Source organism: Rhizohabitans arisaemae (assembly GCF_025996515.1).
Lineage (GTDB): Bacteria > Actinomycetota > Actinomycetes > Streptosporangiales > Streptosporangiaceae > Rhizohabitans > Rhizohabitans arisaemae.
Genome location: NZ_BLRH01000014.1, coordinates 259,066 through 278,370 on the forward strand (window position 1 = coordinate 259,066; position 19,305 = coordinate 278,370).

Consider the following 19,305-nt stretch of genomic DNA (forward strand, 5'->3'; position numbering starts at 1 on the left):
CGGGGCCGAATCAGGGACCGCCCGGTCCGTCGCGGTCGCGGGAGTCGTCGGGGTCGGCGGTGAGGGACTCCGCGAGGGGGAGGACGCGGTGGGGGACCACGGTGGACAGTGAGATGACCGTGGTGCTGCGGCGGACACCCGGGACGGCCAGGATCCGGTCCACGGTCCGCTGGAGGTCGGCGTGGTCGCGTCCCGCGATCCGGCACCAGATGTCGCCGGGACCGGTGATGATGTGCGCCTCAAGCAGCTCCGGGATCCCCGTCAGGACCGAGCTGATCGAGGCGCGGGAGAGCTGTTCCACCTCCAGGACGGTGAAGGCCTCGACGGGGTAGCCGAGCGCCCTCGGCGACAGGCTTGGGCCGAAGTCGGTGACGATGCCGGCGGAGACCATGTGGTCGAGACGCGCTTGAGCCGTGCCCCGCGCCACCCCGAGACGCCGGGCGATCTCCAGCAGGCCTTCGCGGGGGTGATCGCGGAGCAGGCGGAGGAGCCGCGTGTCGAGCTTGTCGGGTCGTCGCCTGCGTCGAGAATCAGCCAATGTGCACATCCCAGCCCGTCGGATCATCGAGGATGCTGCAAATATGGCAATAGATGAGATGAAGTGTTGTCGAAACACGCGGTATAACTCAAAATACGCTCACATTAATGACAGCCTTGGGAGCGCCATGCCTCGCGAACACAAGTACCCGTTCTTACCGTACGCTCCGGCGCGCTACCCGGAGCCGGACATGATCACGAAGGGGAGGGATCTCCTCTGCCTGATGGAGAAGCGGCGGAGTGTGCGCTTCTTCAGCGATGAGCCGGTACCGAGGGAGTGCATCGACCTCGCGATCCGGGTGGCCAACACCGCGCCGTCCGGGGCGCACCAGCAGCCGTGGAAGTTCGCGGTGATCGGGGACGCCGCGACCAAGAAACAGATCAGGCTCGCCGCCGAGGTGGAGGAGCGGGAGAACTACGAGGGCGGTCGTCTGACACCCGAGTGGCGGGAGGCGCTCGCCCACCTGGAGACCACGTCGGACAAGGGCTACCTGGAGACGGCTCCGTGGCTGGTGGTGTGCTTCGCGGAGAAGTACGGCATCCGCCCGGACGGGAACCGGCGCAAGCACTACTACGTCAACGAGAGCGTCGGAATCGCCTGCGGGTTCTTCATCTCGGCGCTGCACACCATGGGCCTGGTCACGCTGACCCACACGCCCAACCCGATGTCCTTCCTCACCGAGATCTGCCACCGGCCCGGCAACGAACGGCCGTACATTCTTTTCCCCGTCGGCTACGCGGCCCAGGACGCCGAGGTGCCCGATCTGCGCCGCAAGTCCCTCGCCGAGGTGGTGGTGGAGAGCCCCGGCCTCATCGCCTGAGGCCGTCACCCCGTTGATCGACTGTGCCGGGTACGCAAGGCGCCGCCAGACCTGGCGCGGTCGTCACGATCACCTCCGGCGGCGCGACCCGCCGTTCCGGCCGTGCAGATCGCGAGCCGACTCCGCTGATCGCTTCATCGGCGCCGACGACCGAGACGCAGTCGGCACGGCATCGAGGAGGGGCCGTGATCCGGCCGACCTCCGGGCCGGATCGTCTTGGCCACGACGACGATGAGGCTCCGTTGATCGGCTCCCCGTCGCGGGGAGCCGGATCGGTGCCGACCGTCGGCGGCACCGCGGGCCGGGGGTCCCACCGGCGGTACGGCTTGAGCCGGCGTGGCCCGTACCGGGGGACGGCCCGGTACAGGCGTCTCGGACACAATGATCTCCGCTCCGTTCGGCGCTACAGTTTGGTCACTGCCGTTTACCCCGACATTGCGTGATGTGGGAGTTGCCGTCATGCGCGTGGCGATCGCCGACGACTCCGTCTTGCTCCGGGAGGGCGTAACCCGGGTCCTCGAGGCGAGTGGAATAGAGGTGGTCGCTGCCGTCGGCGACAGCGCGGAGCTCGTCGCGGCGATTGAGCGGACGGTGCCGGATCTCGTGATCATCGATGTGCGGATGCCGCCGACCTACACCACGGAGGGGCTGCGGACCGCGCTCGCGCTACGGCGGAGCAGGCCGGAGATCGCGGTGATGATGCTCTCGCAGTACGTGGAGGAGAGCTATGCCGCCGAGCTGCTCTCCGGTGACATGTCAGGTATCGGATACCTGCTGAAGGATCGTGTCGCCGACGTCGGAAGGTTCGTCAAGGCGGTTCGCCGGGTGGCGGAGGGGGGAACGGCGCTCGACCCGGAGGTGGTCTCCCAGATCCTGGCCAGGCACCGCGGCAAGAGCACCGTGGAGCGGTTGACGCCGCGCGAGCTGGAGGTGCTCGGGCGGATGGCCGAGGGCAGGTCCAACTCCGGGATCGCGGAGGCGCTGGTGATCAGTGAGAGCGCGGTCGCCAAGCACGTCAACAACATCTTCGCCAAGCTCGGCCTGGCCCTCGCGGACGCCGACCACCGCAGGGTGCTCGCGGTGCTGAGGTTCCTGCGGGTGGACCGGGACCGCTGACCCTGCGGCGCGGATCACGGGGATCCGGTGCGGCACCCTGTACCTAGTGCCACCTCTATTCGGGTATTGCTACCAGTGACCGGCTGTCAGCGGAATGTCAGCCTTGATCGCATGCTCTCTCGTATAGGACGGTTCTGTATCCGGTTCCGGTGGTGGGTGCTCACCGCGTGGTTCATCGTCATGATCGCCGGTGGGGCATCGGCCGGACCACTGTTCTCCCTGCTGGCGGAGAACAGGGCACCCCAGGGGACCGAGTCCGACGTCGCCCTCCAGGTACTCACCGACGAGCGGTCCTACGGCGCCCGGCTCGTGGCCCTGGTCGACCGCGTCGACCCGGACCGGCCGCGGACCACTCAGGCCGTGGACCGGGCCGGCGCCGACGTACGGAAGACGGCCGGGGTCAAGGAGGTGGGTGAGCCCCTGATCGCGCCCGACCGCCGCGGTATGGCGATCACGGTCACCCTGGAGGGGCTCGACCACGCCGCCGTGGACGCCACGTTGCTCGCGGTGGAGAAACGCATGAGGGCGCTGGCCGGTGAGCTGCCGGGCGCGCAGGTGCGAATCGGCGGCGAGGAGATGATCGCGCTGGAGACGGACGCGACCTCCCAGAACGATCTGGCCACCGCCGAGCTGATCGGTCTGCCGCTCACACTGATCGCGCTGGTCTTCGTGTTCGGCGGTCTGGCCGCGGCGGTGCTGCCGGTGATCGGTGCGATGGTCACGATCTGCGGGTCCTTCCTCGGGGTCCTCGCCGTCACCTCGTTCGTCGAGATGGACACCACGGTGGTCAGCGTCGTCTCGCTGATGGGCCTGGGCCTGTCGATCGATTACGGCCTGCTGCTGGTCGCCCGCTACCGGCGGGAACTGGCCGACGGGTACGCGCCGGCCGAGGCGGTCGGCCGGGCGTGGGCCACCGCCGGGCGGACCATCGTGTTCAGCGGCCTCGTGGTGGTCGCGACCCTCGGCGGGTTGCTCGTGTTCGACGTGCCGCGGCTGCGGACGCTCGGCGTGGCGGGGATGAGTTCCACGCTGGTCGCGCTCCTGGTCGCCTTGACGTGCACGGGAGCCTTGCTCGGCGTGCTGGGCGGATGGATCGGGCCGGCTCGGGAGAAGCGGGCCGGGCGCGGGTTCTTCGCACGGCTCGGCCGGTTCACGCAGCGCAGGCCGCTCGGGGTCACCGTGGCCGCCGTCGTGATTCTGGCGGTGATCGCGGCGCCCCTGCTCACCGTCAAGGTGGCGCAGCCGAACCTGGCCGGTCTTCCCCGCGGTATGGAGTCGGTCCGGGTCGCCGACGAGCTGGCGGACCGCTACGGGCAGACGATCGACCCGCCGGTCATGGTGGTTTCCCGGGCCGACGCGGCCACCCTTGCGGCCTGGGCTGCGGGGTGGCGGGACGATCCGGCCGTGTCCGCGGTCGAACCGGTGGTCACGGAGGGCCCGGGGTTGACGTCGGTGGTCGTCAAAACCGCGGGCGGTTCCCAGGACGAGGTGGCCCGCGACCTGGTCCGCAGGATTCGGGCCGACCGTCCGCCGGGTGGGGATTCGTGGGTTCGGGGTGAGGCGGCCGTGCTGATCGACCTGGTCGGGGAGACGGCGGCCGGACTTCCGGCGGCCGTCACGATCATGATCGTGTCGGTGCTGGTGCTGCTGTTCCTGATGACCGGCTCGGTGCTGGTCCCGCTGAGCACGCTGGGGATGAATCTGCTGTCGACGGCGGCCGCCTTCGGGGTGATGACCCTGCTGTTCCAGCACGGCTGGCTGGCCGGGCCCCTGGACACGCTCACCCTGCCCGGGTTGAGCCCGTATGTGTTCCTGGTCGTGTTCACCTTCGCGTTCGCCTTCTCGATGGACTACGAGGTGTTCCTGCTCAGCCGGATCAAGGAGTACGCCGACGAGGGGCTGGAGAACGGCACGGCCGTCCGCCGGGGGTTGACGGACAACGGCCGGATCGTCACCTCCGCCGCGCTGCTCATGCTGATCGTGTTCGCCGGGTTCGGCGCCGCCCGGCTCGGCGACATCGAGCAACTGGGCATCGGCCTGTTCGTCGCGGTGCTGATCGACGCCACGATCGTGCGGTGCCTGCTCATGCCCGGGTTGATGACCTTGTTCGGGGCCGCGAACTGGTGGGCGCCGCATCCGCTGCGCCGCTTCCACGCCCGGTACGGCCTGCGGGAGTCCGGGCCCGCGCCGAGGCCGGAGGCGTATCCGGCCGGTTCCGGACGGGGAGCCGGGTAGCGGCGGCACACCCCGCCGATCCCGGGCGCCGTGTTCGCGCCCGGTGGCACCGCAGGACGGTCGAGCCGCGGGGGCCCGTCCGCGGAGCCGGAGCCGCCTCGGCGTGACCCGCACCCGATGCGACGGTCACGCCGAGGCTGCGCCGCAGGGAAGCTCCACCCGGATGGCCGTACCGCCGTCCGGCGGGCTGTCCATCGTGAACGACCCGTCCACCGATCGGACGCGCTCGGCGAGTCCGCGCAGTCCGCTGCCCGAGCCGACCACGGCGCCGCCGCGCCCGTCGTCGGTGACGTGGACCAGCAGCCGGTCGCCCTGCCGACGGACGACGACGTCGACCCGGCTGGCTCCGGAGTGTTTCGCGGCGTTGGTCAACGCCTCGGAGACCACGAAGTAGGCGACCGACTCGATGACGCCCGGCGGGCGATCCGGCAGGTCGACCGTGACCTCGACCGGCACAGGCGAACGGTCGGCGAGTCCGGACAGCGCCGCGTCCAGACCCCGTTCGTCCAGTACGGCCGGATGCAGGCCGCGCACGAATCCCCGTAGCTCGGCCAGGGCCAGCTTGGCCTCCTCGTGGCTTTCGACGATCGTCCGCATCGCCGCCTCGGGGACCCCGGTCAGGGTTTCCCGGGCCATGCCCAGATTCATCGCCAACGCGGTCAGCCGCTGCTGTGTGCCGTCGTGCAGGTCCCGTTCGATCCGGCGGCGTTCGGCGTCGATCACGGTGAGCAGCCGGGCCCGGCCCTCGACCAGCTCCCGCTCCCGTCGGTTGCCGAGGAGGGCCTGGGCCGCGGTGACGTCCGCGGCCGCCGCCGTGCGGGCCACCCACGGCGTCGCCGCCAGCGCCGTCAAGCCGACGGCCGTCAACGTGAGCACCGTGATCGGATCGCCGAGGTCCCAGCCGAACACGGTGACGCCCGGCCGCGCCCACGCGTGCAGCACCACGGTGCCGAAGGTCAGCCCGATCGCCAGGCCGCCGGCCGTCAGCCCGAAACCGATCACGGTGATGAGCGGCGCGAGCAGGTGGTAAGAGAGCTGACGCCAGGTCGCCTCGGCCCGGGCTTCGCGCAGCACCCGCTTGAGCCGGCCGGTCGCGACCGGCCGTGGGGTGGGCGGGATGTGCACATCGAGCAGGACGGCGAACCGGGAGCGCTGGATCGCGGTGCAGGCGCGGACGCCGTACACCAGGACGGCCTGCGCGGGGATCGCGAGCACCGTCAGGACGAAGGACAGGGCGAGGCTCATGGTGACCACGCTCAATCCGAGCAGCACGACGCAGCCGATCAAGCCGATCGGAAACCCGGCGGCGAGGTGGAGCGCCGACCTCAGCGTGGCGGACGGCGACCCGCGGAACGGCGTGCGCAGGCCCCGGATCACGCGCGCCGTGCGCGGGGCCGCGCGGTCGCCGAGGTCACGGGGCATCGAACGTGTTCCCGATGGAGACGCCGCCGTGTTCGCTGGTCGCCTCGATCCTGGTGGGGGCCGTGGGGTCGACCCGGACGTCCACGGATCGCAGTTCCCCGGCGGCGACGGCCCGCACGTCGTATCCTTGCTCCGGTGGCACCGCGATGACGACGTCACCCGTCGTGGACCGCGCCGTGACGTCGTGGGGAAGGCCGGCGAACTCCAGGAGTACGTCACCGGAGTCGGTGCCGACGTCGGCGGACACGGGGCCGAGGCGGTCGGCCGAGACGTCCCCCGACTCCGTCCGTACCCGGACGGGACCGTTCAGGTTCACCAGCCTCACCGGACCGGACGAGGTGTGCGCGATGATCGGGAGCCCGGAGGGCACCCAGATCCGGTACGTCGCCGCGCACCCGGGCAGCTGCGGCTCCGGCGGGCAGTCCAGGCTCAACCTGAGGGTGTCGCCCTGCCAGGCCTCCTCCGCGACCGGTTTGCCGACGGCCCAGGTCAGCCTCCGTTCGACCGTTACGGTGTCCCTGCCCGAGGCCAGTACGGTCACCTCGGTGTCCTTGACCTCGATCCGCAGCTGGGCGGGCCGTCGATACTCGTGCCGCTGGATCTCGGACTGACGCCACATCCAGGAGAGCAGGGTCACCACGCAGGCGGTGACCGTGAACCCCAGGACGACCCCGCCGGCGACCGCCCACAGCCGGCGAAATCTCCGGCCGTCCGGGGCCGTGGGGACGGATCCGTCCCGCGCCATTGGCCCGAGCACCCCCGTCCCCGTCTCGGCGTCCTACGTCGGTGGAACGCCTGTTCGCGACGGCGGACGCGTTCCGCTCCCACCCCGGCGGGACTTCCTCCTCGGGAGGGGATCCATGAACGGATCATTCCGGTGAATCGGGTACGACGTCCAGTCGATACCGGAAGGCGTGGATCTGTCCTGGGATTTCAGCCCTCGTGGCGTCGTCTCGGCTACGGGTCACCGATCGGTTTGGTGGTGCGGGTGGGCCCGTCGCCGGCGCTGCCTGATGGGTGGGGTCCCGTCGGCCGGCAGGGCGTTCCGGGTTTTCCACAGGCGTCCGGGCGACTGTCCACAGAACCGGGTTCTGTCGTCCCCGGCCGGTCCGGATCCGGACACACTCCCCTCATGACAGCCGCACGCCGCACCGTCGCCCTTCTCTGCGTGGTCTTTCTGGGCTCCTTCAACCAGGGCGCCTCGGCCGGGGCCGCACCACCGTCCGATCGGCCGGCTCATCGGGTGGCCGACCCGGTCGCGCACGTCGAGGATCTGACGCCGGTCGCGGGGCCGGGTCCTCTCCCCGTTGGCGACGGGGTCGGGGGAGCTCCGTCCGGGGCTGCGGGGTGGCGTTCTCCGCTGGCCGGGGCTCCTCGGGTGCTCCGTGCGTTCGCGCCGCCCGATCGGCCGTGGCTGCCCGGGCATCGGGGGGTGGACCTGGCCGCGTTGCCCGGCGACCCCGTGCTGGCCGCCGGGCCCGGGCTGGTGGGCCACGCGGGCCCGCTCGCCGGTCGGGGCGTGGTCGTGGTCCACCACGAAGGGGGACTGCGCACCACCTACCTCCCGGTCCGAGCCGAGGTACGGCATGGCCAGGAAGTGGCCGGCGGTGTGCCGCTGGGGACGCTGGAGGACAGGCCGGGCCACTGTCCCACGGCCTGTCTTCATTGGGGGCTGCGGCGGGGCGTCCGGTACCTCGACCCGCTTTTGCTGCTCGGCCTCGGCGTGGTGCGACTGCTTCCGTTCTGGGACGCCGACGCGCTTGCTCCGCCCGGTGACCGGATTCCCCGGCGTGCGGGGCCCGAAGGGCCGGCCGTCCCGCCGGCCTTGTTCCCGGGCCCGACCCACATTGATCGCGGGGCGACCGATTGGGTGGAAGGTGGTGGAGAAAGCAGACCTGCTTGCCCAAGTTGGCGCGAGGAGGGGGCGTGCGACGGGTACACTCTTATCGACGGCTCGCTTGACACGAGTCGATTTCGCGCGCCTGCTCATCGCCTAGGGGTAACCCAAAGCGGCGGAGCACGATCCCTTCGGTCCGCGTCGCCGATGTATCAGATGGTATGTCGCAGACGCGGCGGGAGCGGCTCGGTGGGCGCCAGGGCGGCAGTCGTACTCGACTGCCGCGCACAACCGAGAACGCGCCCGTGCGAGCGGGCGCCCAACCAGGAGGACCCACATGTCCCCGGCCCCCGTCGTCACCATGCGGCAGCTGCTTGAGAGCGGCGTCCACTTCGGCCACCAGACCCGTCGGTGGAACCCGAAGATGAAGCGGTTCATTCTGACCGAGCGCAACGGCATCTACATCATCGACCTGCAGAAGTCGCTCTCGTTCATCGACCGCGCGTACGACTTCGTCAAGGAGACCGTCGCCCACGGTGGCACGATCATGTTCATCGGCACGAAGAAGCAGGCGCAGGAGGCCATCGCCGAGCAGGCCACCCGCGTCGGCATGCCCTACGTCAACCAGCGCTGGCTGGGCGGCATGCTGACCAACTTCTCCACCGTGCACAAGCGGCTCCAGCGCCTCAAGGAGCTTGAGGAGCTCGACTTCGACGACGTCGCCGGCTCCGGGCTCACCAAGAAGGAACTCCTGATGCGCCGTCGGGAGAAGGACAAGCTGGAGCGCACGCTCGGCGGTATCCGGGACATGTCCCGTGTGCCGAGCGCCGTGTGGGTCGTCGACACCAAGAAGGAGCACATCGGGATCAACGAGGCCCGCAAGCTGGGCATCCCGGTGGTCGCCATTCTGGACACCAACTGCGACCCGGACGAGGTCGACTACCCGATCCCGGGCAACGACGACGCGATCCGCGCGGTCACCATGCTCACCCGGGTCATCGCCGACGCGGTCGCCGACGGCCTGATGGCCCGGGCCGGTGTCTCCCGCGGCGACGCCAAGCCGGAGGGTGTGGGCGTCGCCGAGCCGCTGGCCGAGTGGGAGCGTGAGCTGCTGGCCCGCTCCGAGGCGCCCGCCGAGGCCGCCGCGGTTGAGGCCGTCGCCGAGCAGCCCGCCCCGACCGAGCCGGTCGCCGAAGCGGTCGCCGAGGCCCAGGCCGAGACCGATGAGGCCGCCAAGGGTGAGCAGGCCTGATCAAGCCGCCGTCGCCTACGCCTGGGGAGCGGGGACTCCCCGGGCATAGGCCCTTCTGACCACTGCGCCGCCGGAAAGGCGGCCTGGAATCGTAACGACGAGGAACAACCACAATGGCTAGCGTCAACATGGCCGACGTCAAGCGGCTCCGTGAGCTGACCGCTTCCGGCATGATGGACTGTAAGAAGGCGTTGGAGGAGGCGGAGGGCGACTTCGACCGGGCCGTCGAACTGCTCCGTCTCAAGGGTGCCAAGGACGTGGGCAAGCGCGAGGCGCGCACCGCTTCCAACGGCCTCATCGCGGTGAAGCACGAGGGCGGCTCGCTCGGCGCGCTGCTTGAGCTCAACTGCGAGACCGACTTCGTGGCCAAGGGCGAGCGGTTCCAGGACCTGGCGGCCAAGGTCGTCGCCCACGTTCTCGACGCCAAGCCGGCCGACGTCGACGCGCTCCTCGCCTCCGAGGTGGACGGCAGGAGCGTCAAGGAGCTCCTCGACGAGGCCAACGCGGCGCTCGGCGAGAAGATCGAGATCCGCAGGTTCACGGTGCAGGAGGGCGGCCACGTCTCCTCCTACATGCACAAGTCCGACCCGCAGCTTCCGCCGACCGTCGGCGTGCTGATCCAGCTCGCGCAGGAGAACGCCGAGGTCGCCAAGGACCTCGCGCAGCACATCGCCGCGATGGCGCCGAAGTACCTCACCCGTGACGACGTGCCCGCCGAGACGGTTGAGAAGGAGCGCGCACTCGCCGAGGAGATGGCTCGCGAGGAGGGTAAGCCGGAGGCCGCGCTTCCGAAGATCATTGAGGGCCGGGTCAACGGGTTCTTCAAGGACTTCGTCCTGCTCGACCAGGCTTTCGTCAAGGACAACAAGAAGTCGGTGGCCAAGCTGCTCGAGGAGAGCGGCGTCTCCGTCCTCGCCTTCACGCGCTTCAAGGTCGGCCAGGCCTAGGCCTTACGCTAGGTCTGGAGCCGAAGAACAGAACCGAGGGGACGCGGGCCCTCGTGGGAAGTCGCCACGAAGGGGCCGCGTCGCCGCAACCGCAGGGAGGCCGCCGCCGTGCAGGAGAACAGATCACCCGCCAGGCCGGTGGCCTCACCTTTGCGTTGGAAGCGCGTGGTGCTCAAGCTCTCCGGTGAGGCGTTCGCCGGCGGGGAGCCGATCGGCATCGACCCGACCGTCGTGGCCAGCCTGAGCGAGTCCGTCGCCGCCGCCGTACGCGAGGGGGTTCAGGTCGGGGTCGTGGTCGGCGGAGGGAACATGTTCCGCGGCGCCGCGCTCTCCCAGGGCGGTATCGATCGGGCCCGAGCCGACTACATGGGCATGCTCGGGACGGTCATCAACTGTCTCGCCCTCCAGGATTTCCTGGAGAAACGGGGTATCGACACCCGGGTACAGTCCGCCATCAACATGCAGCAGGTCGCCGAGCCCTACATCCCGCGCCGTGCGATCCGGCATCTGGAGAAGGGCCGCGTGGTCATCTTCGGCGCCGGTCTGGGTTCGCCGTTCTTCTCCACCGACACCTGCGCGGCTCAGCGGGCTCTGGAGATCGGTGCCGAGGCTCTGCTCAAGGGCACTCAGGTGGACGGGGTCTACGACTCGGATCCCAGGAAGAACCCTGACGCCGTACTCTTTGATCAGCTTGACTACCACGAGGTGCTGACCCGGGGTCTGCAGGTCATGGACGCCACGGCGATCAGCCTGTGCATGGACAACGGTCTGCCGATCGTGGTGTTCGATTTGATGGGTGACGGCAATATCGTGCGGGCCGTGCGCGGTGAGAAGATCGGCACGCTCGTGAGTCCGGCAGGGAACTAGGGAGCCGAAGTGATCGACGAGACCCTCCTCGAAGCCGAGGAAAAGATGGACAAGGCCGTGGGAGTGGCCAAGGACGACTTCGCCGGTATTCGTACCGGCCGTGTCACCCCGTCGATGTTCAACAAGATCACGGCGGAGTACTACGGCACGCCCACGCCCGTGCAGCAGCTGGCGTCGTTCCACGTGCCCGAGCCGCGAATGGTGATCATTCAGCCCTACGACAAGAGCTCGATGGCCGCGATCGAGAAGGCCATTCGCAACAGCGATCTCGGGGTCAACCCCGGCAACGACGGCACGGTCATCCGGGTGGTCTTCCCCGACCTGTCCGAGGAGCGGCGCAAGGAGTTCATCAAGATCGCCAAGAACAAGGCCGAGGACGGCAAGGTCTCGATCCGCAACATCCGGCGTCGTGCCAAGGAGACCTTGGACAAGATGGTCAAGGACGGCGAAGCGGGTGAGGACGAGGTTCGCCGCGCGGAGAAGGAACTCGACGAGCTCACGCAGAAGCACGTCGCCAAAATCGATGAGCTGCTCAAGCACAAGGAAGCCGAGCTTCTCGAGGTCTGAGGCACGGGCTCGCGGGGACGGACGGGTGGTCGGCACTCGACGGTTCGCGGCGACAGGATGGGAACGAGCGCTGTGAGTCTGTCTCCAGTGGCCGGCAAGGACAGGGCAGCTATGGGTGATCCCGAGGCCTCGGATTCGGGTACGGCCGACGGCGGGGAAACGTCGTCCCCGGATGCGGAGAACGCTCCCGGGGAGAGTGGCTCCTCCGACTCGGGGAAGCCCGCTCCGGCGGCGCGGAGCGGTGGACGCGCGGGCCGTAACCTTGGCGCGGCCATCGCCGTCGGGGTCGTGTTCGGCGTGCTCATCGTGGGCTCGCTCTACACCGTCAAGGAACTCTTCCTCGTCGTGGTCGCCGTGGCGGTCGGCTTCGGTGTGATGGAACTCGCCCGCGCGTTCGCGTTCCGCGAGATCACGGTGCCGGTCGTGCCGGTCCTGGTCGGCATGGTGGCCATGCTCGCCGCCGGATATCAGGGCGGGCCGACGGCGCTGGTCGCGGTGTTCGCGCTGACGCTGCTGACCCTGTTGGTCTGGCGGATGCCGGCCGGGGTGACCGGTTACGTCAAGGACACCACGGCCTCGGTGTTCGTCACCGCCTACGCTCCGTTTCTCGCGGGATTCGTGGGGGTCATGCTCGCGGCACCCGACGGCAGCCACCGGGTGGTCGTCTTCGTCGCCGTCACCGTCGCCAGCGACATCGGAGGATACTTCGCGGGGATCACGCTGGGCCGGCACAGGATGTCACCCGTGATCAGCCCGAAGAAGACGTGGGAGGGCTTCGCCGGCTCGGTGGTCTTCTGCGTCGCCACCGGCGTGATCTTGATGGTGACGCTGCTCGGCGCGGCCTGGTGGCAGGGAGCGGTGTTCGGCGCCGTGGTGGTGGTCTGCGCGACGCTGGGCGACCTCGTCGAGTCCATGATCAAACGAGATCTGGGGATCAAGGACATGAGCAGTCTGCTCCCCGGGCACGGCGGGCTCATGGATCGGCTGGACTCGCTCCTCGCCGCGGTGGTGCCGGCCTGGCTGCTGCTCGCGCTCTTCGTCCCGGTGGCCGGATAGGCCGGGACCCGCCGGTCACCCGATCAGCCAGCCTCGGCCCTGAGCGGTCAGGTGCTTCACCAGCGCGGGGTATCCGCGTTCGGCCGCCAGCCGGCGTTCGGCTTCACTGATCGGCAGGAGCCAGAGCCACCGGACGACGTCTCCGCCGAAGGTGAATCCCGACAGGTCGGGCGCCTTTCCCCCGGGCAGGGTGCCGTCGTCGGAGAGCAGGAGCACCGCGCTCCAGGGCGGGCCCAGCGGAAACGTGGCGGGATCGTGGTACCAGCGGGCGATGTGGCCGTGGCCGAGCCAGGTGACCGAGTGCCAGGGGTACTGGGCGAGCCAGGGGAACAGCCGGGCCGCCTGCCTGCCGTCCCCGCGGGTCGCCATGGCCAGTTCGACGCGGGCGAACTCGCCCGACCGTTCCACGTACTGCTCGATGCTCGGCATGCGCTGGCAGCTCATGCCGACCGTGGAGAGCAGGGTGTAGTCCCGGTCCTGGCGGGGCGGTCGCTCGGTGATCCCGATGGTGGGCACCCGGTCGTCGCTGGCGTCCCAGTATCGGCCGCCCGGTCCGAGCCTGCTGCTGAGGTGCCCCATGATGAACTGCTGGAACGTCTCCCAGGCTCCGGAGCCCCGGCGCCACTCCCAGTACGCCTTCGCTCCGGAGATCCGGCGGTCGAGCCCCCCGAGGGCGTCCCGCAGCGACCAGGCGAACGGGGTCTCCCCGATGGTGTGCAGGGAGAACCCGGGGATGCCCCTGGTCATGTCGGCCCAGCCGGGGATGACGGCCAGGATGGTCCCCTGCTCGTAGAGGACGACACCGTCCCCTTCCTCGAACCAGACCACGTCGAGGGTGTCCGGGTCGATCGGGGGGCTGCCCAGGGGGTGGGAGGTGCAGGAGCGCGGCATGACGGGGGAGAGCCCGTCGTTGAGGCGGCCGAGATCGATGGCGGGGGGAGCCGCCTGATGGTTGGCCAGCCATACGGCGCCTTTGACCACGCCTTGCGGATCGCACAGATACGCTACTGAGGAGATGTGGTCGGACTCGACGACGAGTCTGCGGCTGCCGTACGGATTCGTGTCGGTCAGGATGACATTCGTCCCATCCGGAGTGCTGCCGCTTTTCCGGAATACCGCCATAGTTCTGGACTTTAGATCAGAGAGGCCCTCGGCCTGTGGTTCCGCGTCACAATCGATATACCTCCAGACCCGTGAGAAGGATATGTCCGCCCAGCTAACGTTCATCCCCCCGCGTCGCCCGAAGCCACCGCGGCACCTCGCCGACCTGTCGATGGAGGAGAGGCGTACCGCCGTCGCCGAGCTGGGCGAGAAGCCGTTCCGGGCGGACCAGCTCTCCCGTCACTACTTCGACCGGCTGACCGCGGACCCCGCCGAGATGAGCGATCTTCCGGCCGTCACCCGGGATCGCCTGGTCACCGCGCTTCTCCCCGATCTGCTGACCAGGGTCCGCGTCATCTCCTGCGACGACGACACCACCCAGAAGACCCTCTGGCGGGCGTTCGACGGCACGTTGATCGAGTCCGTGCTGATGCGGTACCCCGACCGGGCGACGATGTGTGTGTCGTCTCAGGCCGGATGCGGGATGAACTGCCCCTTCTGCGCCACCGGGCAGGCGGGTCTCACCCGCAATCTGACCACCGCGGAGATCGTCGCCCAGGTGGTCGGGGGAGCACGGGCACTCGCCCGGGGCGACGTCCCCGGCGGGCGGGGGCGGGTGAACAACGTCGTCTTCATGGGCATGGGCGAGCCGCTGGCCAACTACAAGGCCGTGATCGGCGCGGTCCGCCGCCTGGTCGACCCGTCCCCGCAGGGGCTCGGCATCTCCGCCCGGGGTGTCACGGTCTCCACCGTCGGGCTCGTGCCCGCGATCGGCAAACTCGCCGAGGAGGGGATCCCGGTCACCCTCGCGGTGTCGCTGCACGCTCCCGACGACGAGCTGCGGGACACCCTTGTGCCGATCAACACGCGGTGGAAGGTCGACGAGGTCCTCGACGCCGCGTGGGCGTACGGGGCGAAGACCAAGCGGCGGGTCTCCATCGAGTACGCCCTCATCCGCGACGTCAACGACCAGGAATGGCGGGCCGACCTGCTGGGACGGCTGCTCAAGGGCAGGCTCGTCCATGTGAACCTGATCCCGCTCAACCCCACGCCCGGCTCCAAGTGGACCGCTTCGCGGCCGGAGGACGAGCGGGCCTTCGTCCGGCGGCTTGAGTTCCACGGGGTCGCGGTCACGGTCCGGGACACCCGCGGCCGGGAGATCGACGGCGCCTGCGGTCAGCTGGCGGCCAACCCCACCGGGGCGTCGGAGGGGTGAGCCGGGCTCGAGGCGGGACCGATCGGCCCTGTGTGTTCTGCGCGATCGCCGGCGGGACCCCGCCCGGGCGGGCGGGTGACGGGAGCGCGCACGTCGTGCTCTCCGACGAGCACACGGTCGCGTTTCTCGACGCCCGGCCGGTTTTCAAGGGCCATGTCCTGGTCGTGCCCCGCGCGCACGTGGAGACGCTGGCCGATCTGCCGGCGGCGTCGATCGAACCGTTCTTCGGCCGGGTCCGCGAGGTGTCCGTCGCGGTGGAGGCCGGCCTCGGGGCCGACGGCACGTTCGTGGCCCTGAACAACCGGGTCAGCCAGAGCGTGCCGCACCTGCACGTCCACGTGGTGCCGCGGGTCAGGGGCGACGGGCTCCGCGGTTTCTTCTGGCCGCGGACCAAGTACGGCGACGACGCCGAGGCCGCCGACTACGCCGTACGAATCGGCGCGGCCCTGGCTGGGGCGTAGGACCAGGCACTTGTACGGCGTGCGCGGGCCGGTCGGCCGGCGCCGGGGCGCGGAGGTTCGCGCGACATCGGGTCCGGTGTGGTTGCCGCGGGTACGCCGTACGGAGTCCGCCTGACGCTGACGGCGCGGGGTGTGGCGCCGAGTACGTGCAGGTCAGGTGGGATGGCCGTGGAGTGGGCCGTCCAGGCCCGTGTGGCATCGCTGTGGGCTGCGCGGCGTGTGCGGGCCGGTCGGCCGGCGCCGGGGCGCGGAGGTTCGCGCGACATCGGGTCCGGTGTGGTTGCCGCGGGTACGCCGTACGGAGTCCGCCTGACGCTGACGGCGCGGGGTGTGGCGCCGAGTTGTCTCCGTACAGTATGTGCAGGTCAGGCGGTATCCCCTGGAGGTCGCCGCAGCGGCGGGCGGGCCGCATGGGTCTGTGCGGCGTCGTTTCGGGGCTACGGCGGGGAGGCTGCGGAGCGGGCCGTACGGGTGCGTGTGGCGCCGTACGGCGTAGACCATGGAGCGGGGTGCGGCTACGCCGTACGGATGTGCGGGGTGGGGACGCCGGTCAGCGGGTGCCCCAGGAGTAGGTCTGCTTGCGGAGTTTGAGGTAGACGAAGGTCTCGGTGGTGCGGACCGAGGGGATCGCGCGGATCTTGCCGAGGATCTCCAGGAGGTGCCCGTCGCCTTCGCAGACCACCTCGCACATGATGTCGACGGATCCGGCGGTCAGGACCACGTAGTCGATCTCGTCGATGGCGGACAGCTCGTCGGCGACGGTCTCCAGGTCCCCCTCGCATTTGATGGAGATCATCGCCTGCCGGGAGAAGCCCAGGGTGAGCGGGTCGGTGACGGCGACGATCTGCATGACGCCGGCTTCGAGGAGTCGTTGCACCCGCTGGCGGACCGCGGCCTCGGAGAGGCCGACCGCCTTCCCGATCGTGGCGTAGGGGCGTCGTCCGTCCGCCTGGAGCTGTTCGATGATCTGCTTGGAGATGTCGTCGAGCACGATCGTCGCCGGTGACGTGTCGTTGGGGCGACGGGTGCCTCTCAGTGGAGTCGACATGCCGTGAACGCCTTCCCTCCGGGGCTTGAGGACACGGCATCCCTTGTCCAGCCGCGGGGCCGACTTGAAGCCTGGATGCGCAATCGTGTCAGGTCTTCCTGCCATGATCAAGGGATTTCGTCGCAATTTGATATATTCACCACGAAATCCCTTGTCTTGCGTAGCTTACTCTGCCAGAGTCGCCAGGACTCGGCCACTGGAACCGGAGGAGTCCGCTGTGAGAGCCCGGCTGCAGAACTTCATCAACGGGGAGTTTACGGACGCCGAGAGCGACAGCCTCTCCGAGGTGATCGATCCAAGTACCGGGGTGGTCTACGCCCAGGCCCCCGTCTCCGGCGAACGGGATGTGGACGCCGCCTACCGCGCCGCGGCGGCCGCGTTCGAGAAGTGGCGCGATGTCACGCCGCAGGAGCGGAGCAACGCTCTCCTGAAGTTCGCGGACGCCGTGGAGGCTCGCGCTGAGGAGATCGTGGAAGCTGAGTGTAAAAACACCGGTAAACCACGCGGACTTACGATGAGCGATGAAGTTCCGCCCATGGTGGACAATATCCGCTTCTTCGCTGCCGCGTCACGGATTCTTGAGGGGAAGGCGACCGGCGAGTACCTGGCGGACCACACCTCGAGTATCCGGCGGGAGCCGATCGGTGTGGTCGGCCAGGTGACCCCGTGGAACTACCCGATGATGATGGCGGTGTGGAAGTTCGCCCCCGCGATCGCGGCCGGGAACACGGTGGTGCTTAAGCCGTCCGAGACCACACCGGTGAGCACGCTCCTCCTCGCCGAGATCGCCGCGGAGTTCTTCCCGCCCGGCGTCTTCAACGTGATCTGCGGCGATCGGGACACCGGCCGTGCGCTCACCGCCCACCCCGTCCCGCAGATGCTGGCGCTCACCGGATCGGTGCGGGCGGGCATGGAGGTCGCCCGGGCGGCCGCCGCGGATCTCAAGCGGGTCCATCTGGAGCTTGGCGGCAAGGCCCCCGTGGTCGTGTTCGACGATGCCGACGTGGCGTCGGCCGCAGCGCGGATCGCGGGCGCGGGCTACTTCAACGCAGGTCAGGACTGTACGGCGGCCTGCCGGGTGCTCGTCGACGCGCGGATCGCCGATGACTTCACCGCCGCGCTGGCCGAGGCGGCCCGCGGCACCAAGGTCGGCGGGCTCGACGTGGCGGACGCCGACTTCGGCCCGGTGAACAACGCCGATCGGCTGGCCGTGATGAAGGGCTTCATGGAGCGGACCCGTGGCGAGGTGCTCGCCGGGGGACACCAGGTCGGCGATCGGGGCTATCTGTTCGCCCCCACGGTCGTCTCCGGCCTGGAGCAGGACGACGAGCTGGTCCAGGACGAGGTCTTCGGCCCGGTGATCACGGTGCAGAGCTTCACCGACGAGGATCTCGCGGTCCGCTGGGCCAACGACGTCAGGTACGGCCTGTCGGCGAGTGTCTGGACCAACGACCACAGGCGGGCGATGCGGATGACCAAGCGCCTGGACTTCGGCGCCGTCTGGGTCAACACCCATATTCCGTTTGTCTCGGAGATGCCGCATGGGGGGTTCAAGCACTCGGGCTACGGCAAAGATCTATCTATATATGGGTTTGAGGACTACACCCGCATTAAGCATGTAATGCACTATATAGGCGAGTAAAGGTGGCTGATAGATGGTAAAACCCCAGGTCGCCGGGGCGGTTACGGCCAACGCTCGCGTAGATCGCACGTCCGCGATCGAGCTTGTCGACGTGGCGAAGGAATACACCGTTCACGGCGAAGTCGTCCACGCGGTCAAAGGCGTCAGTCTGGACATCGCCGAAGGAGAGTTCTTCTCGCTGCTCGGTCCGTCGGGCTGCGGCAAGACCACGACCATGCGCATGATCGCCGGTTTCGAGGATCCCACCCGGGGTGTGGTCCGCCTGTACGGCCAGGACGTCACCGACGTCCCGCCGAACCGCCGTGACGTCAACATGGTCTTCCAGTCCTACGCCCTGTTCCCGCACATGAACGTCTGGGAGAACGTGGCCTTCGGGTTGAAGCGCCGCAAGGTGGCCGCCCAGGAGATCAAGACCAGGGTCGGGGAGATCCTGGAGGTCGTGGGCCTGACCGGGCGGGAGAAGCGTCGTCCGAGGGAGATGTCCGGCGGGCAGCAGCAGCGGGTCGCCCTGGCCAGAGCCCTGGTCAACCGCCCGCGGGCGCTCCTGCTGGACGAACCGCTCGGTGCCCTGGACCTCAAGCTCCGCCACACGATGCAGATCGAGCTCAAGCGCATTCAGCGTGAGGTCGGGATCACCTTCGTCTACGTCACCCACGATCAGAGCGAGGCGCTCACCATGAGCGACCGGATCGCCGTCATGAACGACGGTGTGGTGGAGCAGCTCGCCGGGCCGCGGGAGATCTACGAGCAGCCGGCGACCGCCTTCGTGGCGGGGTTCATCGGCACCTCCAACCTGATCAACGGGACCGTCTCCGCGGTCGACGGCGCGCACGCCGTACTCAGCCTCGGATCCGACGATCGGATCCTGATCCCCTCGGGGTCGGCCCCGGGGCAGGGGGAGGCCGCCGTCATCACCGTGCGGCCCGAGAAGATCACTATCGCCAGGCAGCGGCGGGATCAGGAGGTTTCGCAGGTCCGGGGGACCGTCTCCGAGGTCGTGTACCTCGGGACCTACAACAGCTACGTGGTCACCCTCGACGGGGGCGCCGAGGTGACCGTCTTCGAACAGAACGCCATGGACGGCACGAGTACGGCGGAGCGCGGCGACTCGGTGTGGTTGTCCTGGCGGCCCCAGCACTCGTACGCCCTCCGCGGCGCCTAGTCCCACCTCCTGGAGCTC

18 protein-coding genes are annotated in these 19,305 nt (G+C 69.3%); 13 read left to right on the top strand and 5 right to left on the bottom strand.

Annotated elements, in window-relative coordinates; translation table 11 throughout:
• Window positions 1-10: 10 nt before the first annotated feature.
• Window positions 11-538: an Lrp/AsnC family transcriptional regulator gene (locus RUR_RS07770; RefSeq protein WP_283134228.1), complete on the bottom strand. Its 528-nt coding sequence runs from the start codon at window positions 536-538 to the stop codon at window positions 11-13.
• Window positions 539-728: 190 nt separating this feature from the next.
• Here RUR_RS07770 and RUR_RS07775 point away from each other — a divergent pair, with 190 nt between their 5' ends.
• From RUR_RS07775 to RUR_RS07785, 3 genes are all read left to right on the top strand, one after another.
• Window positions 729-1,358 (top strand): nitroreductase family protein, encoded by a 630-nt coding sequence (locus tag RUR_RS07775; protein ID WP_283134229.1) that lies wholly within the window; start codon window positions 729-731, stop codon window positions 1,356-1,358.
• Between the two features lie 459 nt (window positions 1,359-1,817).
• Window positions 1,818-2,474 carry a response regulator gene (locus RUR_RS07780; protein WP_283134230.1) on the top strand — a complete coding sequence of 219 codons (657 nt, stop codon included), beginning with the start codon at window positions 1,818-1,820 and terminating at the stop codon, window positions 2,472-2,474.
• A gap of 111 nt (window positions 2,475-2,585) precedes the next feature.
• Window positions 2,586-4,709 carry an MMPL family transporter gene (locus RUR_RS07785; protein WP_283134231.1) on the top strand — a complete coding sequence of 708 codons (2,124 nt, stop codon included), beginning with the start codon at window positions 2,586-2,588 and terminating at the stop codon, window positions 4,707-4,709.
• Window positions 4,710-4,835: 126 nt separating this feature from the next.
• On the opposite strand, the gene RUR_RS07790 is transcribed toward RUR_RS07785, so the two are convergent.
• The gene (locus RUR_RS07790) at window positions 4,836-6,131 is read right to left on the bottom strand and encodes a sensor histidine kinase (protein WP_283134232.1); all 1,296 of its coding nucleotides are present in this window, start codon (window positions 6,129-6,131) and stop codon (window positions 4,836-4,838) included.
• Window positions 6,121-6,876, bottom strand: a complete 756-nt coding sequence (locus RUR_RS07795; RefSeq protein ID WP_283134233.1) for a DUF4097 family beta strand repeat-containing protein — start codon at window positions 6,874-6,876, stop codon at window positions 6,121-6,123. Before RUR_RS07795 ends, RUR_RS07790 begins: the two co-directional genes overlap by 11 nt.
• A gap of 387 nt (window positions 6,877-7,263) precedes the next feature.
• On the opposite strand from RUR_RS07795, the gene RUR_RS07800 reads away from it, so the two are divergent.
• The 6 genes from RUR_RS07800 (at window position 7,264) to RUR_RS07825 (ending at window position 12,657) form a co-directional block, all read left to right on the top strand.
• On the top strand, window positions 7,264-8,346 hold the full coding sequence (locus tag RUR_RS07800; protein WP_283134234.1) for a murein hydrolase activator EnvC family protein: 1,083 nt from the start codon (window positions 7,264-7,266) through the stop codon (window positions 8,344-8,346).
• Window positions 8,306-9,220, top strand: coding sequence for a 30S ribosomal protein S2 (rpsB, locus tag RUR_RS07805; RefSeq protein ID WP_283134235.1), 915 nt, complete (start codon window positions 8,306-8,308; stop codon window positions 9,218-9,220). The genes RUR_RS07800 and rpsB overlap by 41 nt, the downstream gene beginning before the upstream one ends.
• A gap of 113 nt (window positions 9,221-9,333) precedes the next feature.
• Window positions 9,334-10,167 carry a translation elongation factor Ts gene (gene tsf / locus RUR_RS07810; RefSeq protein WP_283134236.1) on the top strand — a complete coding sequence of 278 codons (834 nt, stop codon included), beginning with the start codon at window positions 9,334-9,336 and terminating at the stop codon, window positions 10,165-10,167.
• Window positions 10,168-10,275: 108 nt separating this feature from the next.
• Window positions 10,276-11,034, top strand: a complete 759-nt coding sequence (pyrH, locus tag RUR_RS07815) for a UMP kinase (RefSeq protein ID WP_283134237.1) — start codon at window positions 10,276-10,278, stop codon at window positions 11,032-11,034.
• Between the two features lie 9 nt (window positions 11,035-11,043).
• Window positions 11,044-11,601, top strand: coding sequence for a ribosome recycling factor (gene frr / locus RUR_RS07820; RefSeq protein ID WP_283134238.1), 558 nt, complete (start codon window positions 11,044-11,046; stop codon window positions 11,599-11,601).
• A gap of 111 nt (window positions 11,602-11,712) precedes the next feature.
• Complete coding sequence (locus RUR_RS07825; protein ID WP_283134239.1) at window positions 11,713-12,657, top strand: phosphatidate cytidylyltransferase; 945 nt, start codon at window positions 11,713-11,715, stop codon at window positions 12,655-12,657.
• Between the two features lie 15 nt (window positions 12,658-12,672).
• On the opposite strand, the gene RUR_RS07830 is transcribed toward RUR_RS07825, so the two are convergent.
• Window positions 12,673-13,779, bottom strand: a complete 1,107-nt coding sequence (locus RUR_RS07830; RefSeq protein ID WP_283134240.1) for a suppressor of fused domain protein — start codon at window positions 13,777-13,779, stop codon at window positions 12,673-12,675.
• An 82-nt stretch (window positions 13,780-13,861) separates the two neighbouring features.
• On the opposite strand from RUR_RS07830, the gene rlmN reads away from it, so the two are divergent.
• On the top strand, window positions 13,862-14,974 hold the full coding sequence (gene rlmN, locus RUR_RS07835) for a dual-specificity RNA methyltransferase RlmN (protein WP_283134241.1): 1,113 nt from the start codon (window positions 13,862-13,864) through the stop codon (window positions 14,972-14,974).
• On the top strand, window positions 14,971-15,435 hold the full coding sequence (locus RUR_RS07840) for an HIT family protein (protein ID WP_283134242.1): 465 nt from the start codon (window positions 14,971-14,973) through the stop codon (window positions 15,433-15,435). Before rlmN ends, RUR_RS07840 begins: the two co-directional genes overlap by 4 nt.
• 550 nt (window positions 15,436-15,985) lie before the next feature.
• On the opposite strand, the gene RUR_RS07845 is transcribed toward RUR_RS07840, so the two are convergent.
• A complete protein-coding gene (locus RUR_RS07845) occupies window positions 15,986-16,483 on the bottom strand; it encodes an Lrp/AsnC family transcriptional regulator (protein ID WP_283134243.1) in 498 nt (165 codons plus the stop codon).
• A gap of 217 nt (window positions 16,484-16,700) precedes the next feature.
• Here RUR_RS07845 and RUR_RS07850 point away from each other — a divergent pair, with 217 nt between their 5' ends.
• Complete coding sequence (locus RUR_RS07850) at window positions 16,701-18,125, top strand: aminobutyraldehyde dehydrogenase (RefSeq protein WP_283134244.1); 1,425 nt, start codon at window positions 16,701-16,703, stop codon at window positions 18,123-18,125.
• A 13-nt stretch (window positions 18,126-18,138) separates the two neighbouring features.
• Entirely contained in the window at window positions 18,139-19,287 is a 1,149-nt protein-coding gene (locus tag RUR_RS07855) for an ABC transporter ATP-binding protein (RefSeq protein ID WP_283134245.1), read from the top strand.
• Window positions 19,288-19,305: the final 18 nt, after the last annotated feature.

What these genes read in the sequence shown, in the direction of transcription:
- RUR_RS07775 (WP_283134229.1), top strand. Translation starts at nt 729, where the DNA reads ATGATCACGAAGGGGAGGGATCTCCTCTGCCTGATGGAGAAGCGGCGG.
- RUR_RS07780 (WP_283134230.1), top strand. Translation starts at nt 1,818, where the DNA reads ATGCGCGTGGCGATCGCCGACGACTCCGTCTTGCTCCGGGAGGGCGTA.
- RUR_RS07785 (WP_283134231.1), top strand. Translation starts at nt 2,586, where the DNA reads ATGCTCTCTCGTATAGGACGGTTCTGTATCCGGTTCCGGTGGTGGGTG.
- RUR_RS07790 (WP_283134232.1), bottom strand. Translation starts at nt 6,131, where the DNA reads ATGCCCCGTGACCTCGGCGACCGCGCGGCCCCGCGCACGGCGCGCGTG.
- RUR_RS07795 (WP_283134233.1), bottom strand. Translation starts at nt 6,876, where the DNA reads ATGGCGCGGGACGGATCCGTCCCCACGGCCCCGGACGGCCGGAGATTT.
- RUR_RS07800 (WP_283134234.1), top strand. Translation starts at nt 7,264, where the DNA reads ATGACAGCCGCACGCCGCACCGTCGCCCTTCTCTGCGTGGTCTTTCTG.
- rpsB (WP_283134235.1), top strand. Translation starts at nt 8,306, where the DNA reads ATGTCCCCGGCCCCCGTCGTCACCATGCGGCAGCTGCTTGAGAGCGGC.
- tsf (WP_283134236.1), top strand. Translation starts at nt 9,334, where the DNA reads ATGGCTAGCGTCAACATGGCCGACGTCAAGCGGCTCCGTGAGCTGACC.
- RUR_RS07825 (WP_283134239.1), top strand. Translation starts at nt 11,713, where the DNA reads ATGGGTGATCCCGAGGCCTCGGATTCGGGTACGGCCGACGGCGGGGAA.
- RUR_RS07830 (WP_283134240.1), bottom strand. Translation starts at nt 13,779, where the DNA reads ATGGCGGTATTCCGGAAAAGCGGCAGCACTCCGGATGGGACGAATGTC.
- rlmN (WP_283134241.1), top strand. Translation starts at nt 13,862, where the DNA reads ATGTCCGCCCAGCTAACGTTCATCCCCCCGCGTCGCCCGAAGCCACCG.
- RUR_RS07845 (WP_283134243.1), bottom strand. Translation starts at nt 16,483, where the DNA reads ATGTCGACTCCACTGAGAGGCACCCGTCGCCCCAACGACACGTCACCG.
- RUR_RS07855 (WP_283134245.1), top strand. Translation starts at nt 18,139, where the DNA reads ATGGTAAAACCCCAGGTCGCCGGGGCGGTTACGGCCAACGCTCGCGTA.